This is a genomic window from Mesorhizobium sp. (assembly GCF_017306585.1).
In the GTDB taxonomy this organism is placed as follows: domain Bacteria; phylum Pseudomonadota; class Alphaproteobacteria; order Rhizobiales; family Rhizobiaceae; genus Mesorhizobium.
This window is the reverse complement of the sequence record NZ_JAFKIC010000117.1, coordinates 34,162-51,294: the sequence shown is the minus strand read 5'-3', so window position 1 is coordinate 51,294 and position 17,133 is coordinate 34,162. Positions and strand designations below refer to the sequence as shown.

The window sequence follows — 17,133 nt, the reverse complement described above, 5'->3', positions numbered from 1 at the left end:
TCAGCCGGCTAATCTCTTACGGTCGGGTACTTCCTGGCTCAGGACGGCAGGCGCCGGCGGCTTTCGCGCTGGCCGCTGGAAAACCATCGCTTCCTCCTCTCCGTCCTGTGGCGCGCCCCAGAACTCGGCGAGCGTCGGCCCGTCCGTCACCCTTATGTCGCGGGCGAGGAATCCCCAGACCTCCCGGAACCAGACCCTTCGTCCCATCTTCGTGTACCAGCGCATCGAGTGGCGTTGCTCGGGGTCGGGATGGAACAGGATGCGCGCCAGCGCCTTTGGCCGCGACTGGACGGCGAGTTCGATGAGCTTGACCGCGAAGAACAGCATCCACGGTTTCAGCCGGGTCATGTGCAGCACCTGGTGCTTGTAGTCCCACAACCTGGCATCTTTCTGGATCACTTTGCGATCCCTGGCGATTCTGAAGAACGGCGTCCAGCGGTGCGGCGTCACATAGAGCGCCTGGATCTGGTCGGGGTCATAGGCGAGGAGCTGGCGAAAGCCGCGCCAGAGATCGCGAAACCCCTCGTCCTCGAAACCGGCCACCCAGGTCGCCATCGACAGGATACCGTGCTGGCGCAGCAGTCTTATCGCCTCGCGGTCGGATGAGGTGCTGCCGCCCTTGCGGATCAAGGCAAGCGTCTGCTCGTCGGTATTCTCCATGCCGAGCAGCCAGCGGATAACGCCCGCCTTGCGGTAGAGGTGGAGAATGTCTGCGTCGCGCACGATGTCGTCGGCCCGTGTCGAGCCGACGATCAGCACTGGCACGGCCTCGGCGATCAGCGCGTCGAGAAAGGCGCGCCAGGCCTTCTTCGAAACCGTCGGGTTCTCGTCGGCAAGGTTGATCAGCTCGACGCCGTGCGCGCGGTGCAGCCAGGCGATCTCCCGGGCGAATTTTATGGGGTCGCGATGCCGCCAGCGGGTCCAGAAGCCGCGCTGGCCGCAATAGTTGCAAAGATGCGGACAGCCGCGCGAAAACTGCATGACCACGGCGCGCTTGCCGCCCCAGTAGCTGTATCTGCTGACGTCAATCAGCTCCCAGCCGACGCGATAGGCATCGAGATCGGCGATGGTCATCGCCGCCTGAGTCGCAAAGGGCCGGCGCAGATCATCGCGAAAGGCGATGCCGGCCACGCTCGCCGGTGGCTGATGCATCTCCAGTGCCTCGACCAGCGCCACCACGGTCGCCTCGCCTTCGCCGCGCACGATGAAGTCGAAGACATCCGTCTCAGTCAGGATATCGCGCCAGTGGTAGGTCGGGAAAACGCCGCCATAGATGATCGTCGTTGCCGGTTCGCGCTGCTTGATCATCCCGGCGATCCGCAGGGCGGTCGGATGCGCCGAGGTCGAGCCGGAATGGCCGATCAGCACGAAGTCCGGCAAATCCGCCAGCGCCTGCGCGACCACCGCATCGAGCGGCATCGGCCCGAACTCGGCATCGACCAGCCGCACTGTGTGCCCGGCATCGATCAGCGGGCCGCCGACCGCCAGCAGGCCGAGCGGCGGCAGGTGATCGTCCGGCACGCGGCTGCCGATGGCGGTATGCGGCGGGTTGATCAGCACGATTTTCATGACGGACCTCCTCAAGGGTTGGTCCGCGCATGCTGGCCCTCGATAGTGCCGCCCGATTGGCTGGTTTCAGCAGTTTGCGCGCAGCTTTTCCGCAGGAATAGGATGTGCGGTCAGCGCTTGAGATGCGCCAGCGGCACGTGGCCTGGCCCCTTGATGTTCTGCAGCACGAGCTGGGTGTGGACGTCGCGCACGCCGTCGAGCCGCATCAGCCGGTGCATGACGAAGGCGTTGAGCTCGTCGACCGACGGCACCATGACATGCAGCAGGAAGTCGTGGTCGCCGGTCATCGTCCAGCATGCCGACACCTCGTCCATGCGCTGCACCGCGGCGATGAACTTTTCCGGCGAGCCGTCGCTGTGGCTGACCAGGCGCACCTGGATGAACACCTCGACCATCAGCCCGACCGCGCGGCGGCTGATCACGGCGGCGAACCCCTTGACGATGCCCGCATCCTGCAGCGCCTCGAAGCGTCGCGCGCAGGGCGTCGTCGACAGGCCGATCTCTTGCGCCAGCTCGGAGACAGGCTTGCGACCGTCGCGTTGCAGCACATCAAGCATCTTGATCTCGAAATCGTCGAACTGAGGCATTTTCACTCCTTCAAGTCGAATATTGAGTGAATGTTATCTAGAATTTCACGAAAGAGCTATCATCAAGACCGATATGCCTCCTGAAGTCAGGCTAGCCTCCGGCACACATCGATGATTTGCCAGGGAGAAGAGCCATGACGACGATGAGCGTTTCCGAATATGCCCGCGATTGCGCGGCGCAGGGACTGCGCGGCGACTATTCCGTCTGCCGTGCCGATTTCACCGTGGCGCAGGGCTACGACTACAGCGCCGAGGAGCAGGCTGTGTGGCGCACGCTGTGCGACCGCCAGACCAAACTGACGCGCAAGCTAGCTCACCACTCTTACCTCGACGGTGTCGAGAAACTCGCCCTGCTCGACCGCATCCCCGATTTCGATGAAGTCAGCGCCAGGCTCCGCAATCTCACCGGCTGGGAGATCGTCGCCGTGCCGGGTCTCATTCCCGCCGCGCCCTTCTTCGATCATCTCGCCAACCGCCGCTTTCCGGTCACCAACTGGCTACGCACGAGGCAGGAGCTCGACTACATCGTCGAGCCGGACATGTTCCACGATTTCTTCGGCCATGTGCCGGTGCTGTCGCAGCCGGTTTTCGCCGACTTCATGCAGATGTATGGCCAGAAGGCCGGCGACATCATCGCGCTCGGCGGTGACGAGATGATCACCCGGCTCTACTGGTACACCGCCGAATACGGTCTCATGCAGGAGGCCGGCCAGCCTTTGAAGGCCTTCGGCGCCGGGCTGATGTCGTCCTTCACCGAGTTGCAGTTCGCGGTCGAGAGCAGGGACGCGCATCACGTGCCCTTCGACCTCGAGACGGTGATGCGCACCGGCTACGAGATCGACAAGTTCCAGCGCGCTTATTTCGTGCTGCCGTCCTTCGACGCTCTGCGCGATGCCTTCCAGAATGCGGATTTCGCGGCCATCGTCGCCCGCCGCAAAGGCCAGCCGGCTCTCGATCCGGCTTCGGTCTAGTAATCCGGCACCAGTGTTTAAGGCGCGGCGCATGAATCCACTCCAATGCGACGCGCCTTGGGCGCTTTCAGCCCGACAGGCTATTGCATGGCGGCGGGGTTCATCCACAGGAGCTCCCAGACGTTTCCGTCCGGATCTTCGATATGGCGGTTGAACATGAAGCCGAGATCCTGCGCCGGATTGGGATCGGCGCGGCCGCCAGCCGCCACGCCCTTCTCGATTGTGGCATTGACCTCGTCCTTGCTGTTCGTGGTGAGGGCGATCAGCATCTGGCTTTCGCGCTTGGGGTCGCCGATCTGCCGCGCCGTGAACTGGCTGTAATGCTGGTGCGTCAGCAACATGACGCCGATGGCGTCCGAGAACATGACGGAACTCGCCTGGTCGTTCGAGAACTGGGGGTTCAGTGTGCCCCCGATCGCCAGATAGAAATTGGTCGCTGCCTGCAGATCGCGCACCGGCAGATTGATAAAAATCATTTTGCTCATCGGTTTAAGCCCTGCTTTCGTTGACGAGTACTAGTCAGTCTAGTACTTTGAAGGTGACTATCATACGGGAACGGTACCGTCTAGTACTGGTTAGGGGCGCCCATGGAAATCGACGGTGAGACCAGATCGGCACGCAAGGATCGTGAGATCATCCAGGCGGCCACGGCGGCGTTTATCGGCAAGGGCTATGACGGAACCAGCATGGAGGAAATCGCCACCAGGGCGGGAGCTTCCAAGCAGACGGTCTACAAGCATTTCAAGGACAAGGAGACGCTGTTCGGCGAAGTCGTTCTGTCAACCGCAACCCAGGTCAACGATATCATCGAGTCCGTGACGACGCTGCTCTCCGAGGCGAAGTTCATGGAGGGAGGCCTGCAGCAGCTTGCCCGGCGTTTGATAGCTGTTCTCATGGATGAAGAGCTGTTGAAGCTGCGGCGCCTGATTATCGCCAACGCGGATCGAATGCCGCAGCTTGGCCGCAGCTGGTACGAAAAAGGCTTTGAGCGCATGCTGGCCTCGATGGCGTCCTGCTTTCAAAAGCTCACCGATCGAGGCCTGATGCAAACCAGTGACCCCCATCTGGCAGCCAGCCATCTTTTTGGAATGCTTCTGTGGATTCCCATGAATGAAGCTATGTTCACGGGAAGCAACCGGCGCTCCAGGGCCGAACTTGAACGGCACGCGGATGCCTCGGTGGAGGCGTTTCTCGTCGCCTATGGGGTCCGGCAGACATAGTCTCGCTCCCTGCCGGCTTGCGCGGTAACACCGCGAGCACATGGCGCCAGCCTATCGCCCTGATATTTCCGATCCCTCGGCTTTCAGCCGCTCCAACTGCGCGCGCTGGAGGTCGAGCGCGGCGTTTATGAAGCGCGCAATGGTCGCAAGCTCAGGCTCGCCGAAGGTGGCGAGCACCTGCTCCCCTTCCCGGGCGATGGCGCCGTAATAGCGCGCCGACAAGTCGCGGGTGGTCTCTGTCGCCTCGATCACCACCTTGCGCCTGTCCTCCAGGCTGCGGGTACGCGTCAGCAGCCCTCGCGCCTCCAGCCGGTCGATCAGCGCCGTTACGGCGGCCGGCGTGAGACCGGTCACTGCAGCGATCGCACCTGCCGATTGTGGCCCGCTGTAGAGCAGTCCGATGCAATGACGCTCGGCCATGTTCAACCCAAGCCTTGCTCCCACCGCCTCGTCATAGGCCTGCGTCGCGTCCTGCCACTGCATGACGGCAAGGCCGATGGCGGTCGTCATTTCGTCGCGATAATCGCTTGACGAATTTACTTCGATCATCTAACTATCAATCCGTCTAACATTTAGACTATCTCAACAATATGCGGCCCGAACGCCGACAAGGCAAGAGCGCGCCGCAGACAAGGACGTGAAAAATGAGCCTCATTCAACAGCGTGTCCCGCTTTCGCACGAGGAAGAGTTCAAATACGCCAAGCTGGCGATGGAGTGGTATGGCTGGGGCTCGCCCATCGGCCTCGGCATCCTGCTGGTTTCGCTGGCCGCAGCGGCCGTTCTGGTGCGCATCGCCATCTACGGTTTCTGACCATGGCCGTCGCCACCACGCAGGCATTGCCGGTTGCCATCATTGGCGCCGGCGTTGCCGGGCTGGCCCTTGCCGTCATGCTTCGACGGCAGGGCGTTGGCGTCAGCCTGTTCGAGGCAAGGCCGCGCGAGGCGCTGAACGAGGGCGCCTTCCTCACCTTGGCGCCCAACGGCGTCAACGCCTTGCGGGCGCTCGGGCTGGCCGGGCGCATAAGCGCGCTCGGCATCCGCACGCTTGGCTTCGAAATCATGAATGCCGCGGGCCGCCGTCTCGTCCAGCTCGATGAACGGCAATCGATGCAAGAGGCGGGCGCAGAGAGCGTCACGCTCAAGCGCTCCGACCTGCTCGGCGCACTGCTGGATGAAGCGCTGGCGCTCGGCGCCGACATTCGCTTTGGCCATGCGCTCGCCGGAATCCAGGACCGCCCGGACAGTGTGCACCTGGCCTTCGCCAACGGCTCGACCGCCGATGCGGCCTGGCTGGCGGGCTGTGACGGCGTCTGGTCGCGCGTGCGCCGGCTCTGTTTTCCGGCCTCGCCCGATCCCGTCTACACCGGCCTGACCGGCGTCGGCGGTGTCGTCGACCTGCCATTCGTCGAGCCGACCGACGGCCTGATGCATATGGTCTTCGGCGACCAGGCCTTCTTCGGCTACATCAAATCGGATGACGGGCCGGTGTTCTGGTTCGATTCCTTTCCGCTCGACGAGGCCGCGGCTATGGCGAAGCCCGATCCCGCCCAGCTTGCCGCGACCGTTCGCCGCCTGCACGCGGGCGACCCACCGGCGGTTCGCCGGATCGTCGAAACCTTCACCCACATTCCGCGCGGCTATCCCGTCTTCGACATGCGGCATCTGCCACAATGGCACAGCGGCCGGGTGGTCCTGCTGGGCGATGCCGCGCACGCCGTCTCGCCGCATGCCGGGCAGGGCGCGTCCATGGCCATCGAGGACGCCGTGGTGCTGGCCGCGTGCCTGGACGCGACGCCGCTGCCGGCACAGGCTTTCGCCGCGTTTCAGACCCTGCGCCAGGACCGTGTCGAGCACATCGTCAAGGTCTCCAGGCGCATCGGCTCGCAAAAGCAGACAAAGGGACGCGTCGCCCTGTTCCTGCGCGATCTGATCCTGCCGTTCTTCATCCGCCTGGGTTCACGAACCACCCGCGCGGTGACGCGCTACCGGGCCGACCTGGCGCCGCTCGAAAAGCCGTCGATCTGACCGGTGGTCACGCCCAGCTAGACGGCGACCACCTTGCTCAGATGGTCGCCGAGCCGGCAGGCCAGCGCGGTGATCGTCGTCGTCGGATTGGCCTGGCCCGAGGTACAGAACACCGAGGAGCCGCCGACATAGAGATTGTCCATGCCGTGCACCTTGCAGTTGGCGTCCACCACGCTCCTGGTCACGTCGGTGCCCATGCGTGTGCCGCCCATGTGGTGATGCCCGGCGGTTTCCTCGTTGGTGGGATAGGCCTCGCCATTGGCGATCCAGTCCATGAGGCGGACGCGGCCGAGATCCCTCTCGATCAGCGTCGTACCGAACAGCTTCAGCCCTTCGACCAGCGTGCGGCGCTCCAGTTCCGACTTCTTCCAGTGCAGTTCGATGCGCGGCACGCCGGCATGGTCGACATCGGTCTTCGACAATTCGATCTGGTTGGAGGCCAGCGGCGCCTGCTCCCAGGCGACATAGAGCTGGGCAGCGCAGCGCAGATTCTGGCTGAGCTGGTAGGCGGCCCATTCGGCCGCGTCGGGCGCCGTGCAGGCGAGGTCGGCGATCAGCCTCTTGACGCCGGCATAGGGCGTCTCGATCAGCCGGATGCCGAAATTCATGATCTGCAGGCGCTCCATGGCCGCCATCGTCGGCGAGAAGAAGGCCTCGTTCACGGCATCGACTTCGAATTCGCTGTAGTTGGCGAGGATGGCATTGCCGCCCTCGAAGGTCGGATGCTCCATCCAGTAGCGGCCAAGGGCTGCCGCGTTCGGCACCACGCCGCCATTGGAGCGCTGGTTCGACCACAAAAGCAGCCGCGAATTCTCCAGACCGCCGGTGCAGACGATGAAATAGTCGGCGCTGAAGGTGCCGGCGTCCTGGCCGTTCGACCACAGCCTGGCGCTCGTCACCCTCTTACCGTCGCCGGCAAGCTCGGTGGCATAGGTGTTGAGCACGACGGCGATGTTTTTGCTCCTGTCGAGCTCGTCGGCGTATTTTTCGCCGAAGCGCACCGCCGGGCTCTTGATCAGCTGCACCCAGCGTATGTCGTCCGAGATCGGCATGTCGGGCCGGAAATCGGGAAGTTCGAGGATGTCGTGCACTTCGGGCAGGTATGGCTCGATGTCGGCGCGCCGGATCGGCCAGCCGGTGTCGGGAGCCCAGGACTTTGGCTCGAAATCCTGTTTGTCGAGCACGCGGCACCAGCCGGCCCAGTGGTTGGAGCTGCCGCCCATGTAGCGCAGCCGGGTGATATCGAGGTCGAAGTAGAAATCGCCGACCGTGGTGCCGCGATAGAAGTCCTGCGACTCGTCGCTGAACTCGCGAGAGCCTGCCTCCAGGACCACGACCGGTATGCCGGCCGCGCCCAGCTTGCGGGCAATGGTGGTGCCGGCCGGGCCGGAACCGAGGATACAGACCTTCGGCCTGAAACCGGTGGCGCGATACGCCTCGTAGCTGTCGAGGATCATGCCAGGTCGCTCCGCTTCAGGATCCAGCCATTGACCTCGACGATCTCGTTCGGGTCCGCCTGGGGCAGGCCGGTGTCGGTCGCGTTGGCATCGGGCAGTTTGCGGGCCAGGGACAGGGCAGGCAGCGCGATCATCGCCCGCACGAGCGTGCGGCGTGACATTCTATGGAAGAAACTCATGACTGGTCTCTCGATGGGGGCCTCGACAATGCATGCCCGCTTTCTCTGAACGGGACATGTGCCGATCGAGATGCCGGTTTCGTGCCAGACCGGGCCAGAAAGCCGTTTCAAACCCGCTGTTGGCGCGACCGGATGCGAACACGGTTTTAATTCTCTTAACGGCGGCCGCGGCGCCGTGGTTTCAGGCGGCGGCCGAGATATCGGTATCCAGGATCGACAGGTTGCGGCCCGCATGCTTGGCTTGGTAGAGGCGCCGGTCGGCGGCACGCATCAACTCGGAGACATTGGCCTCCTCGCCACAAACGGTGCCGCCGATGCTGACGGTGAGCGGAATGGTCCGCTCGTCGACAGGCCGGAAACGGATCAGTTCGACCTCGCGGCGGATGCGCTCGGCCACGCGCTTGGCTTCCTGCTCCGTGGCGCCGACCAGGAAGGCGCCGAACTCTTCGCCGCCGATGCGGCCGAGCACGTCGCCATGGCGTATGCCGCGCTCGATGGCGCTGGCGATCAACAGCAGCGCGTCGTCGCCGGTGAGGTGGCCGAAATTGTCATTGATCGTCTTGAAGTGGTCGGCGTCGATGATCAGCAGGGCGCCGCGGTCGGATTTGCGCCGGGAGCCGTCGAGCGCGGCGAAAAAGCTCTCCCGGTTGAGCATGCCGGTCATGTCGTCCCGGCTCGCCTTTTCCGCAAGGCGGCGGTGCGCGGCGGCGAGCTGGGCATGCGCACGGGCGAGCTCGCGATGCGCGTTCTTCAACCTGTCGCTCTGCCAGAAGGTGCTGGCGCAGGCCGCCCAGGCCAGCACCAGCGGGCAGAGCGTCGAGGTCAGCCAGATCGTGCGGCTGATGGGGAACCCCATGGCCGGAACGATGATCAGCGTGAGCAGGAGAGACGTGGCGACTGAGGCGAAAGCGATGGCGGCGGATTTCAGAATAATGACGTTCATCGCTGGCTCCCCACGTGACTGTCTGTGTGCCAGCAAGCCCTGAAGGTCACCTTTCCGGGATGCGTAAAATTTGAATCGCAGGCCGGTTTCTGCCACCCGCGGCGCGTGGAAGTTGTGGATAAAGTGCCTTCCAGAATCCCGGTTTCGTGCCATAAGGAGCGCATGACCACGCTCCCGGATCCCGCCCGCTTCGCCCATGTCACCGACTGGGTGTTCGACCTCGACAACACGCTCTATCCGCATCATTCGAATCTGTTCTCGCAGATCGATGTCAAGATGACCGCCTATATCGGCGAATTGCTGGCGCTGCCGCGCGAGGACGCGCGCAAGCTGCAGAAGGAGCTTTATCTCGAATATGGCACGACGCTGAACGGGCTGATGACGCGCCATGGCATCGACCCGGACGACTTTCTCGAGAAGGTGCACGACATCGACTATTCCTGGCTGGTGCCCGACCCGGTTCTCGGCACCGCCATCCGCCAGCTCCCCGGCCGCAAGTTCATCTTCACCAATGGCGACCGCAGGCATGCCGAGCGCACCGCGCGCCAACTCGGCATCCTTGATCATTTCGACGACATTTTCGACATCGTCGCCGCGGACCTCAACCCCAAGCCCGCGCGCCAGACCTATGAGAAGTTCGCCGAACTGCACGCCGTCACCGGCCACAATGCGGTGATGTTCGAGGATCTCGCCCGCAACCTCTCCGTTCCGAAATCGCTGGGCATGACGACGGTTCTTGTCGTGCCCCGAAATTTCGAACCGACCTTCTCCGAAATATGGGAACGCGATCCCGCGCAGGAGGATGACGTTGATTACGTCACTGACGATCTGGCAACGTTTCTTACGGCGATCGTGGCGGGCAGTAGGGAATAGGCAGTAGGGCAGTAGGGCAGTAGGGCAGTAGGGCAGTAGGGCAGTAGGGCAGTAGGGCAGTAGGGCAGTAGGGCAGTAGGGGAAGAAGGCGTTCCCAGGCCCTGTTTCCAGGTGAATTCCCCTACTGCCTTACTGCCCTATTCCCTTACTCCCCTAATTTGTAGAACCGGCTTATAATGCCCCAGGCTTCGTCGGCGGTGTCGACGAAGTCGATGATGTCCTGGTCGCCGGGGCTGATCGTGCCCTGCTCGGCGAGGAAGTCGAGGTCGATGGCGCGCTTCCAGAAGGACTTGCCGAACAGGATTACCGGCACGCGCTCCATGCGCCCGGTCTGGATCAGCGTCAGCGTCTCGAAGAACTCGTCCATTGTGCCGAAGCCGCCGGGGAACACCGCCACCGCCTTGGCGCGCATGACGAAGTGCATCTTGCGGATGGCGAAATAGTGGAAGTTGAAGCACAGTTCCGGCGTCACATAGGCGTTGGGCGCCTGTTCGTGCGGCAACACGATGTTGAGCCCGATCGACGGCGCGCCGACGTCGTCGGCGCCGCGGTTGCCCGCCTCCATCACGCCTGGCCCGCCGCCGGTCACCACGACATATTCGCGGTAATAGGAATTCGCCGACTGCTGCGAGCACAGACGGGCGAATTTGCGCGCCTCCTCGTAATATTTGCTGTTTTCCTCGAGGTTCTTCTTCTGTGTTTCGTTCTTGGCCGCCCAGGCCTCGCCGCCGGGTTCAGGCAGGCGCGCGCCACCGAACAGGATCACCGTCGAGCGTATGCCGCGTTCGGCAAGGATCATTTCCGGTTTCAGGAGTTCGAGCTGCAGCCGTACCGCGCGCAGTTCGCGCCGTGTCATGAAGTCGGGGTCGTTCCAGGCCAGGCGGTAGGTCTCGGCGCGCGTCTGCGGCGTGTCCGGCACGCTTTTCGACCGCTCCAGATCCTCATCCGAATGCGGCAGCGGCGTCCATCCCGCCTTTTCCATAGGAGTCATCGAATCCACCCGTCCAAATTCCCTTACTTGCGCCGTCCCGTGACGCAGGCGCGATTGACCCCCATTCCACCTTAACATAGGGTCCGCGCGACTTTTAAACAGGTTAAGGCGGAGCCCCTTAACAGCTTGGTAATGGAGCAAATTCATGTCGAAGCCCGATCTGGCGAGCCTCGAAAAGACCATCGACAAGGCCTTCGAGGAACGCGACACGATTTCGACCGCGACCCGCGGCGAGACGCGTGACGCCATCCAGTCGGCGCTCGACCTTCTCGATCGCGGCACCGCCCGCGTCGCCGAGCGTCAGGCCGACGGCAAATGGCATGTCAACCAGTGGCTCAAGAAGGCGGTTCTGCTTTCCTTCCGGCTGAACCCGATGGAGATCATCAAGGGTGGCCCGGGCCAGGCCGTGTGGTGGGACAAGGTGGCGTCCAAGTTCGACGGCTGGAGCGCCGTCGATTTCGAGAAGGCCGGCTTCCGCGCCGTGCCGTCGTCGATCGTGCGCCGTTCTGCCTATGTCGCGCCCGGCGCCGTGCTGATGCCGTCCTTCGTCAATGTCGGCGCCTATGTCGATTCCGGCACCATGGTCGACACCTGGGCTTCGGTCGGTTCCTGCGCCCAGATCGGCAAGAACGTCCACCTCTCGGGCGGCGTCGGCATCGGCGGCGTGCTGGAGCCGATGCAGGCCGGCCCCACCATCATCGAGGACAACTGCTTCATCGGCGCGCGTTCCGAAGTGGTCGAAGGCTGCATCGTGCGTGAAGGCTCGGTGCTCGGCATGGGCGTCTTCATCGGCCAGTCGACCAAGATCGTCGACCGCGCCACCGGCGAGGTCTTCTACGGCGAGGTGCCGCCCAATTCGGTGGTGGTGGCCGGCTCGATGCCGGGCAAGCCGTTTCCAAACAACGAGCCTGGCCCCAGCCTCTATTGCGCCGTCATCGTCAAGCGCGTCGACGCCAAGACCCGTTCCAAGACCTCGATCAACGAATTGCTGCGCGATTGATCTTTTCCGAAAGCAGGAGCACCTTCCGCCGGCGCGGCAATCCGTCGCGCTGGTTCAACATGGAGGGGTGACATGGACTGGAAGTATCTGCTCACAAGCTTCGACGGTCGCATCAACAGAGCCAAGTTCTGGGCCGGCATCGGCATATTCATCGTGATCGGCATCGTCGCCTTCATTCTCGATTCGATCCTCGGCACGCGTTTCACCACGGCCAGCGGCGCCCAGGTCGGCATCATCGGTATTTTCGTTGCGCTGGCGTCGATCTATTTCGCGCTTGCCCTCTATGCCAAACGCTGGCACGACCGCAACAAGTCGGGCTGGTGGACGCTCATCGGCCTCGTCCCCGTCATTGGCGGCATCTGGCTGCTGGTCGAACTCGGCATTCTCCAGGGCACCAGTGGCGCCAATCAATATGGACCGGACCCGCTTGCCTGACAGTTCAAATCTCACATGGCTTTTCTTCAAGACATCGGGCCGCGTCAGCCGCGCGGCCTATTTTCTTGGCGGGCTGCTCGTCGCCATCATCCAGGCTTTTCCGCTCTACCGCTTCACGCTGGTTCCGGAAGGTTCGGCCGAGAGCAACATGTGGTCGTTCATCTTCTTCATCGCCTTCATCGCCTCGCTGTGGTCGAACATCGCGCTGGCGGTGAAGCGGCTGCACGACCTCGACAAACCGGGTATTGCGGCGCTTATCCTGTTCGTGCCGGTGGTCTCGATCGTCGCCTTCCTTGTCTTGTGCCTGTTTCCAGGGCAGCCTGGGCCCAACCGTTACGGCCGGCGCACCAACGAGCCGGCTCAACCCTGAAGCCTTTCACGAGGGGCCGGATATCTTGCCATGCGCTACCGCACGCTTGATCCGAAACTGATCGTCGAGACCGCCGAGCGGCTGGAGGGCCGGGTGGCCGACCGGTTCCCCGAGGCTGGCCTGCGCGGCGTCGCGGCCGAACTGGTGTCCCTGTCGCGCGACCTCGCCAAGGCGGCCAAGGCGCTCGAAGAACCGATCTGGTGGCTGCGCGGCGTCATCGTCGCCGCCTTCATCGCCGGTGTGCTGATCTTCCTGTTCGTCGGCACCATCCTGCCGCTCGACCGCATTTCGGGCACTGACGACGCCGTGCAGTCGGTGCAGGGCATCGAGGCTTCGATCAACACCGTCATCCTGGCCGTGCTCGGCTTCTTGGCCCTGATCCGCACCGAGGAGCGGATCAAGCGCAAGAAGGTGTTTCGCCAGCTGCATGGCCTGCGCTCGCTGATCCACGTCATCGACATGCACCAGCTGACCAAGGATCCGGCGACGCTGTCGGCCAATTTCAAGCCGACGGCGCATTCGCCGGCCCGCCTCACCAACGCCGCCGATCTCGCGCGCTATCTCGACTATTGCTCCGAAATGCTGTCGATCACCGGCAAGATCGCCGCTCTCTTCGCCCAGTCGGTCAATGACGACGTCGTCATCGACGGCGTCAACGACATCGAGAATCTGAGCTCCAACCTGTCGCGCAAGATCTGGCAGAAAATCACCCTGATCGACGGCCGGACTTAAAGCGCGACGCGTCCAAAACAGCTTCACGCGCCGGCCAGCTCGGGCGCCAGGCCCGGCGAACCATTTCGATCCGCTTCCGCCTCGCGCACCAGAGCGCTGATCCGCCTGACCGTCGGCGCGGGCGTGCCCGCGCTTTCCGCCAGACGCAGAACGGCGCCCTGCAGATCGTCGATCTCGGTCGGCCTGCCACGCTGCAGATCGTCCCACATGGACGAACGGGCCTCCGGATCGATTGCCAGCATGCGCCGCGCCAGCAGCCTGAACAGCCAGTCGGGCAGCCTGAGCACTTTCGGCAGCAACGCAGGCCGCAGGCCGGCGATGCGCGTCGGCTCGATGCCGGACGCCTTCATCGCTGACAGTGCCTCATCGATCTGGCGGGCCAGGATCAGCCGCCAGCGGCGGTCGGCGAGTTCGGTCGCTAGCGGCAGGCCCGACAGCGCGACCAGCGCGTTGTTCAGGTTCATCAGCAGCTTGCCCCACAGCACGGCTTTCATGTCGCCATGCCTTTCGACGGCCAGCCCCTCGACATTGAGAAAACCTGCGACATCGGCGCCGCCGTCCTCGATCATCACCTTGCCCTCGCTGGCGCGGTGGACGCGCAGCGGCAGGTCGGACTGCACGACGTTGAAGGGCACCATGCCGGCCAGCACCTTCCGCTGGCCAAGCGCGGCGCGCAGCCTGTCGGCATTGTCGACGCCGTTCTGCAGGCTGATCACGATAGCGTCGGGGCTGGCATGCGCCTTGATGAGCGCGGCCATCTCCCCCGTCGCGCCGCTCTTGACCGTCACCAGGATCACATCGGCGCCCGGCAGGGCGACAGCTGGGTCGGCGGTGATTTCGAAAGCATCCGCCTTGACGAGGCGGTCGCGACCCTCGAGGTCGCTGACGCGCAACCCGCTTTGCCGCACCGCCGCCCCGATGCGCGGCCGTGCGAGAAGAGCGACCTGCCGCCCGGCAAGCGCCAGGCAGCCGCCGACATAACAGCCGATGCTGCCGGCGCCGGCAATGACGATCCTGTTTTGCCCATTTGTCATTCTGTCGCTCCGCGCCGGCGCCGACTATACGACATGAAAACCATAATGTCGGCGCCATCGTCCGCCATTGGGCTGGCCCTCATGTCTGCCCGTGACAGACCCCCAGCTTTCGACTATCGCTTTTGCCATGACGCTGCCGACCGATCCCGCCGAAAACCTCGCCGCCCTCATCCGTTGCGCCTCGGTGACTCCCGCCGAAGGCGGCGCGCTGGGCGCGCTGGAAACGATGCTGAAGCCGCTCGGCTTCCTGGTCGACCGGCCGGTTTTTTCCGAGGACGGCACATCAGATATCGAGAACCTCTATGCGAGGCGTTCCGGCAACGGTCCGCATCTGATGTTCGCCGGCCATACCGACGTCGTGCCGGTGGGTGATGAAGCCGCCTGGACGCATCCGCCTTTCGGTGCCGAGATCGGCAATGGCGAGATGTATGGCCGTGGCGCCGTCGACATGAAGGGCGGCATCGCCTGCTTCATCGCGGCGCTGGCGCGCCATGTCGAGACGAAGGGCGGTCCCAAGGGCTCGGTCTCGCTGCTGATCACCGGCGACGAGGAAGGCCCGGCCATCAACGGCACGGTCAAGCTGCTCGAATGGGCCGCGTCCAGGGGCGAGAAATGGGACGCCGCGATCGTCGGCGAGCCGACCAACCCGGATACGCTGGGCGACATGATCAAGATCGGCCGGCGCGGTTCGCTTTCCGGTTCGGTCACGGTCAATGGCCGCCAGGGCCATGCCGCCTATCCGCAACTTGCCGACAATCCGGTGCGCGGCCTGATGAGCCTTGTCGATGCCTTGCTGCATCCCGTCTTCGACAAGGGCACGAAGGACTTCCAGCCGACCAATCTGGAGGTCACCTCCATCGATGTCGGCAATCCGGCCACCAATGTCATTCCGGCCAAGGCGACCGCCACCTTCAACATCCGCTTCAACGACACCTGGACGGCGGAGACCGTGCAGGCCGAAATCCACAACCGCCTCGACCAGGCGGCCAGGCGCAAGAAATACCGGCCGGGCAAGAAGACGCCGGTCGATTACGATCTGGTCTGGCGCGACCGGCCAAGCCATGTCTTCCTGACCCGCGACGACAAGCTGGTCGACACGCTTGCCGGCTCGATCAAGGCCGCGGTCGGCAGGAAGCCGGCGCTGTCCACCTCCGGCGGCACGTCTGATGCACGCTTCATCAAGGATTACTGCCCCGTGGTCGAGTTCGGCCTGGTCGGCAAGACCATGCACATGGTCGATGAACGCGTCGCCCTTGCCGATCTCGAAACGCTGACGCGGATCTACCAGCGCTTCATCGAAGACTGGTTCGGGCAGGGCTGAGCGGCATGCTTTCGGCGGACGATACCCAAGCTTCGCTGACTGGCGCCTGGCGGCTGATGCTCGGCAAGGTCGACGGCCTGCGCCTGCTCGACCTGTCGGCCGACGGGTTCTGGAATTCCTTTTTCGCCATCATCGTCGCCGCGCCGGCGCTGATCGTCGGCTGGGTAGGCATCGCCAACGAGATCGGCGACCCCGATGCCTTCGTCGGCCGCTTCAGCATGCTGTTGCGCCTGGCCGCGGTCGATATCGGCTCCTGGGTGCTGCCGCTGGTGGCGCTCGCTCTGGTCGCGCCGCGCGCCGGCATAGGCGGCCGCTTCGTTCACTATGTCGTGGCCAGCAACTGGGCCTCGGCCATCACCGCCTGGCTGATGCTGCCCTCGGCGCTGATCAGGCTCTTCGTGTCTTCGGCGAGCCAGGTTTCGAGCCTGGTGTCGCTGCTGTTGTTTTCGCTGTCGATGGTGCTGACCTGGCGCATGACCAATGCGACCATAGGCAAGGGCGCGGCGGTGGGGACCGCCGTTTTCGTCGGCATGTTCATCGCCTCGCTGCTGGTGCTGTTCGGGTTGCAGATGCTGCTCGGCATCAGCGTGCCGGACGATGTCGGAGCCCAGAGCCTTTCCGGGTTCTATCCCGGATAGAACGGGGTTCTATCCCCGATAGAAAAGGGTTCTATCCGGGATAATCGACGCCGGTCAGGAAAAGCCCGTCGGGCGGCGCCACCTGGCCGCAGGCGGCGCGGTCGCGGGCGTCCAGCGCGGCCTTGAGGTCGGCGGCCGTCCAGCCGCCGTCGCCGACACGCTTGAGCGAACCCACCATGGAGCGCACCTGATTGTGCAGGAAGGAGCGCGCCGAGGCTCTCACCTCGATCATGTCGCCCACTCTCTCCACGTCGAGGCGCTCCAGCGTCCGGACCGGGCTGTTGGCCTGGCACTGCGTCGAGCGGAACGTGGTGAAGTCGTGCCGTCCGAGCAGCACTTTCGCGGCCTCATGCATGGCGGCGGCATCGAGGCGCTTCGGCACCCACCACACTTTGCCCTTGTCCAGAGCGGCGGGCGCACGGCGGTTGAGGATGCGGTAGAGATAATGCCGGCCGGTGGCCGAGAAGCGCGCGTCGAAATCATCGGCGACGAGCCCGGCCCTGAGAATGGCGACATGCGCGCCGGCCGCCTGCAGATGCGCGTTGATGGCGTCGCGCACCTTGTCGCCGGCCCAAGCCCTGGCGAGGTCGGCATGCGCCACCTGGGCGGTGGCGTGCACGCCGGCATCGGTGCGCCCGGCGGCGCGCAGCCGAACCGCTTCGCCGCAGAATTTCTCGATCGCCTGTTCGATCGCCTGCTGCACCGACGGCTGATCGGCCTGGTGCTGCCAGCCGGCGAACAGGCTTCCGTCATATTCGATGTCGAGACGAAAACGCGGCATGCCGGC

The 17,133-nt window shown here is 64.0% G+C and carries 21 protein-coding genes; 11 read left to right on the top strand and 10 right to left on the bottom strand.

The annotated features are described in order from the left end of the window. Both bchE and J0I79_RS08710 read right to left on the bottom strand, forming a co-directional pair. Complete coding sequence (bchE, locus tag J0I79_RS08715) at window positions 1–1,569, bottom strand: magnesium-protoporphyrin IX monomethyl ester anaerobic oxidative cyclase (RefSeq protein ID WP_292856502.1); 1,569 nt, start codon at window positions 1,567–1,569, stop codon at window positions 1–3. 110 nt (window positions 1,570–1,679) lie between these two features. After that, window positions 1,680–2,156, bottom strand: coding sequence for an Lrp/AsnC family transcriptional regulator (locus J0I79_RS08710; RefSeq protein ID WP_292856500.1), 477 nt, complete (start codon window positions 2,154–2,156; stop codon window positions 1,680–1,682). Between the two features lie 134 nt (window positions 2,157–2,290). On the opposite strand from J0I79_RS08710, the gene phhA reads away from it, so the two are divergent. After that, the gene (gene phhA, locus J0I79_RS08705; protein ID WP_292856498.1) at window positions 2,291–3,127 is read left to right on the top strand and encodes a phenylalanine 4-monooxygenase; all 837 of its coding nucleotides are present in this window, start codon (window positions 2,291–2,293) and stop codon (window positions 3,125–3,127) included. 80 nt (window positions 3,128–3,207) lie between these two features. Here phhA and J0I79_RS08700 read toward each other — a convergent pair whose 3' ends face one another. Further along, window positions 3,208–3,612: a VOC family protein gene (locus J0I79_RS08700; protein WP_292856497.1), complete on the bottom strand. Its 405-nt coding sequence runs from the start codon at window positions 3,610–3,612 to the stop codon at window positions 3,208–3,210. Between the two features lie 102 nt (window positions 3,613–3,714). Between J0I79_RS08700 and J0I79_RS08695 the strand changes: the two genes are divergently transcribed. Next, complete coding sequence (locus J0I79_RS08695; RefSeq protein WP_292856495.1) at window positions 3,715–4,347, top strand: TetR/AcrR family transcriptional regulator; 633 nt, start codon at window positions 3,715–3,717, stop codon at window positions 4,345–4,347. 51 nt (window positions 4,348–4,398) lie between these two features. On the opposite strand, the gene J0I79_RS08690 is transcribed toward J0I79_RS08695, so the two are convergent. Continuing rightward, window positions 4,399–4,896, bottom strand: a complete 498-nt coding sequence (locus J0I79_RS08690; protein ID WP_292856493.1) for a MarR family transcriptional regulator — start codon at window positions 4,894–4,896, stop codon at window positions 4,399–4,401. A gap of 95 nt (window positions 4,897–4,991) precedes the next feature. Between J0I79_RS08690 and J0I79_RS08685 the strand changes: the two genes are divergently transcribed. Continuing rightward, on the top strand, window positions 4,992–5,159 hold the full coding sequence (locus J0I79_RS08685) for a hypothetical protein (RefSeq protein WP_275917958.1): 168 nt from the start codon (window positions 4,992–4,994) through the stop codon (window positions 5,157–5,159). A gap of 2 nt (window positions 5,160–5,161) precedes the next feature. After that, window positions 5,162–6,373, top strand: a complete 1,212-nt coding sequence (locus J0I79_RS08680; protein ID WP_292856490.1) for an NAD(P)/FAD-dependent oxidoreductase — start codon at window positions 5,162–5,164, stop codon at window positions 6,371–6,373. 17 nt (window positions 6,374–6,390) lie between these two features. Here J0I79_RS08680 and J0I79_RS08675 read toward each other — a convergent pair whose 3' ends face one another. From J0I79_RS08675 to J0I79_RS08665, 3 genes are all read right to left on the bottom strand, one after another. Continuing rightward, the gene (locus tag J0I79_RS08675) at window positions 6,391–7,830 is read right to left on the bottom strand and encodes a GMC family oxidoreductase (RefSeq protein ID WP_292856488.1); all 1,440 of its coding nucleotides are present in this window, start codon (window positions 7,828–7,830) and stop codon (window positions 6,391–6,393) included. Continuing rightward, the gene (locus J0I79_RS08670; RefSeq protein ID WP_292856487.1) at window positions 7,827–8,009 is read right to left on the bottom strand and encodes a hypothetical protein; all 183 of its coding nucleotides are present in this window, start codon (window positions 8,007–8,009) and stop codon (window positions 7,827–7,829) included. The genes J0I79_RS08675 and J0I79_RS08670 overlap by 4 nt, the downstream gene beginning before the upstream one ends. Before the next feature lie 181 nt (window positions 8,010–8,190). After that, window positions 8,191–8,952 (bottom strand): GGDEF domain-containing protein, encoded by a 762-nt coding sequence (locus tag J0I79_RS08665; RefSeq protein ID WP_292856485.1) that lies wholly within the window; start codon window positions 8,950–8,952, stop codon window positions 8,191–8,193. Window positions 8,953–9,114: 162 nt separating this feature from the next. Here J0I79_RS08665 and J0I79_RS08660 point away from each other — a divergent pair, with 162 nt between their 5' ends. Continuing rightward, window positions 9,115–9,825 (top strand): pyrimidine 5'-nucleotidase, encoded by a 711-nt coding sequence (locus J0I79_RS08660; RefSeq protein ID WP_292856483.1) that lies wholly within the window; start codon window positions 9,115–9,117, stop codon window positions 9,823–9,825. A gap of 145 nt (window positions 9,826–9,970) precedes the next feature. Here J0I79_RS08660 and J0I79_RS08655 read toward each other — a convergent pair whose 3' ends face one another. Continuing rightward, complete coding sequence (locus tag J0I79_RS08655; RefSeq protein ID WP_292856481.1) at window positions 9,971–10,816, bottom strand: LOG family protein; 846 nt, start codon at window positions 10,814–10,816, stop codon at window positions 9,971–9,973. Between the two features lie 145 nt (window positions 10,817–10,961). Here J0I79_RS08655 and dapD point away from each other — a divergent pair, with 145 nt between their 5' ends. From dapD to J0I79_RS08635, 4 genes are all read left to right on the top strand, one after another. Further along, a complete protein-coding gene (gene dapD / locus J0I79_RS08650) occupies window positions 10,962–11,816 on the top strand; it encodes a 2,3,4,5-tetrahydropyridine-2,6-dicarboxylate N-succinyltransferase (protein WP_292856479.1) in 855 nt (284 codons plus the stop codon). 72 nt (window positions 11,817–11,888) lie between these two features. Beyond that, window positions 11,889–12,251: a DUF805 domain-containing protein gene (locus tag J0I79_RS08645; protein ID WP_292856477.1), complete on the top strand. Its 363-nt coding sequence runs from the start codon at window positions 11,889–11,891 to the stop codon at window positions 12,249–12,251. Next, the gene (locus tag J0I79_RS08640) at window positions 12,229–12,621 is read left to right on the top strand and encodes a DUF805 domain-containing protein (protein WP_137931396.1); all 393 of its coding nucleotides are present in this window, start codon (window positions 12,229–12,231) and stop codon (window positions 12,619–12,621) included. The genes J0I79_RS08645 and J0I79_RS08640 overlap by 23 nt, the downstream gene beginning before the upstream one ends. A 30-nt stretch (window positions 12,622–12,651) precedes the next feature. Then, the gene (locus tag J0I79_RS08635) at window positions 12,652–13,353 is read left to right on the top strand and encodes a hypothetical protein (RefSeq protein WP_275918125.1); all 702 of its coding nucleotides are present in this window, start codon (window positions 12,652–12,654) and stop codon (window positions 13,351–13,353) included. Between the two features lie 23 nt (window positions 13,354–13,376). On the opposite strand, the gene J0I79_RS08630 is transcribed toward J0I79_RS08635, so the two are convergent. Continuing rightward, a complete protein-coding gene (locus tag J0I79_RS08630) occupies window positions 13,377–14,387 on the bottom strand; it encodes a 2-dehydropantoate 2-reductase (protein WP_292856472.1) in 1,011 nt (336 codons plus the stop codon). A gap of 127 nt (window positions 14,388–14,514) precedes the next feature. Here J0I79_RS08630 and dapE point away from each other — a divergent pair, with 127 nt between their 5' ends. Continuing rightward, a complete protein-coding gene (gene dapE / locus J0I79_RS08625) occupies window positions 14,515–15,708 on the top strand; it encodes a succinyl-diaminopimelate desuccinylase (RefSeq protein WP_292856470.1) in 1,194 nt (397 codons plus the stop codon). A gap of 5 nt (window positions 15,709–15,713) precedes the next feature. Further along, window positions 15,714–16,346, top strand: coding sequence for a transporter (locus J0I79_RS08620; RefSeq protein ID WP_292856468.1), 633 nt, complete (start codon window positions 15,714–15,716; stop codon window positions 16,344–16,346). 31 nt (window positions 16,347–16,377) lie between these two features. Here the strand turns inward: J0I79_RS08620 and truA are convergent, their stop codons facing one another. After that, window positions 16,378–17,127, bottom strand: coding sequence for a tRNA pseudouridine(38-40) synthase TruA (truA, locus tag J0I79_RS08615; protein WP_292856466.1), 750 nt, complete (start codon window positions 17,125–17,127; stop codon window positions 16,378–16,380). Between the last annotated feature and the right edge of the window lie 6 nt (window positions 17,128–17,133).

Bases quoted from the DNA above. Each gene is read 5' to 3' on its own strand.
- bchE (WP_292856502.1), bottom strand. From the start codon at position 1,569: ATGAAAATCGTGCTGATCAACCCGCCGCATACCGCCATCGGCAGCCGC.
- J0I79_RS08630 (WP_292856472.1), bottom strand. From the start codon at position 14,387: ATGACAAATGGGCAAAACAGGATCGTCATTGCCGGCGCCGGCAGCATC.
- J0I79_RS08670 (WP_292856487.1), bottom strand. From the start codon at position 8,009: ATGAGTTTCTTCCATAGAATGTCACGCCGCACGCTCGTGCGGGCGATG.
- J0I79_RS08695 (WP_292856495.1), top strand. From the start codon at position 3,715: ATGGAAATCGACGGTGAGACCAGATCGGCACGCAAGGATCGTGAGATC.
- J0I79_RS08620 (WP_292856468.1), top strand. From the start codon at position 15,714: ATGCTTTCGGCGGACGATACCCAAGCTTCGCTGACTGGCGCCTGGCGG.
- J0I79_RS08645 (WP_292856477.1), top strand. From the start codon at position 11,889: ATGGACTGGAAGTATCTGCTCACAAGCTTCGACGGTCGCATCAACAGA.
- J0I79_RS08690 (WP_292856493.1), bottom strand. From the start codon at position 4,896: ATGATCGAAGTAAATTCGTCAAGCGATTATCGCGACGAAATGACGACC.
- J0I79_RS08660 (WP_292856483.1), top strand. From the start codon at position 9,115: ATGACCACGCTCCCGGATCCCGCCCGCTTCGCCCATGTCACCGACTGG.
- truA (WP_292856466.1), bottom strand. From the start codon at position 17,127: ATGCCGCGTTTTCGTCTCGACATCGAATATGACGGAAGCCTGTTCGCC.
- J0I79_RS08685 (WP_275917958.1), top strand. From the start codon at position 4,992: ATGAGCCTCATTCAACAGCGTGTCCCGCTTTCGCACGAGGAAGAGTTC.
- J0I79_RS08655 (WP_292856481.1), bottom strand. From the start codon at position 10,816: ATGACTCCTATGGAAAAGGCGGGATGGACGCCGCTGCCGCATTCGGAT.
- J0I79_RS08710 (WP_292856500.1), bottom strand. From the start codon at position 2,156: ATGCCTCAGTTCGACGATTTCGAGATCAAGATGCTTGATGTGCTGCAA.
- J0I79_RS08700 (WP_292856497.1), bottom strand. From the start codon at position 3,612: ATGAGCAAAATGATTTTTATCAATCTGCCGGTGCGCGATCTGCAGGCA.
- J0I79_RS08680 (WP_292856490.1), top strand. From the start codon at position 5,162: ATGGCCGTCGCCACCACGCAGGCATTGCCGGTTGCCATCATTGGCGCC.
- J0I79_RS08675 (WP_292856488.1), bottom strand. From the start codon at position 7,830: ATGATCCTCGACAGCTACGAGGCGTATCGCGCCACCGGTTTCAGGCCG.
- dapD (WP_292856479.1), top strand. From the start codon at position 10,962: ATGTCGAAGCCCGATCTGGCGAGCCTCGAAAAGACCATCGACAAGGCC.
- dapE (WP_292856470.1), top strand. From the start codon at position 14,515: ATGACGCTGCCGACCGATCCCGCCGAAAACCTCGCCGCCCTCATCCGT.
- J0I79_RS08640 (WP_137931396.1), top strand. From the start codon at position 12,229: ATGGACCGGACCCGCTTGCCTGACAGTTCAAATCTCACATGGCTTTTC.
- J0I79_RS08635 (WP_275918125.1), top strand. From the start codon at position 12,652: ATGCGCTACCGCACGCTTGATCCGAAACTGATCGTCGAGACCGCCGAG.
- phhA (WP_292856498.1), top strand. From the start codon at position 2,291: ATGACGACGATGAGCGTTTCCGAATATGCCCGCGATTGCGCGGCGCAG.
- J0I79_RS08665 (WP_292856485.1), bottom strand. From the start codon at position 8,952: ATGAACGTCATTATTCTGAAATCCGCCGCCATCGCTTTCGCCTCAGTC.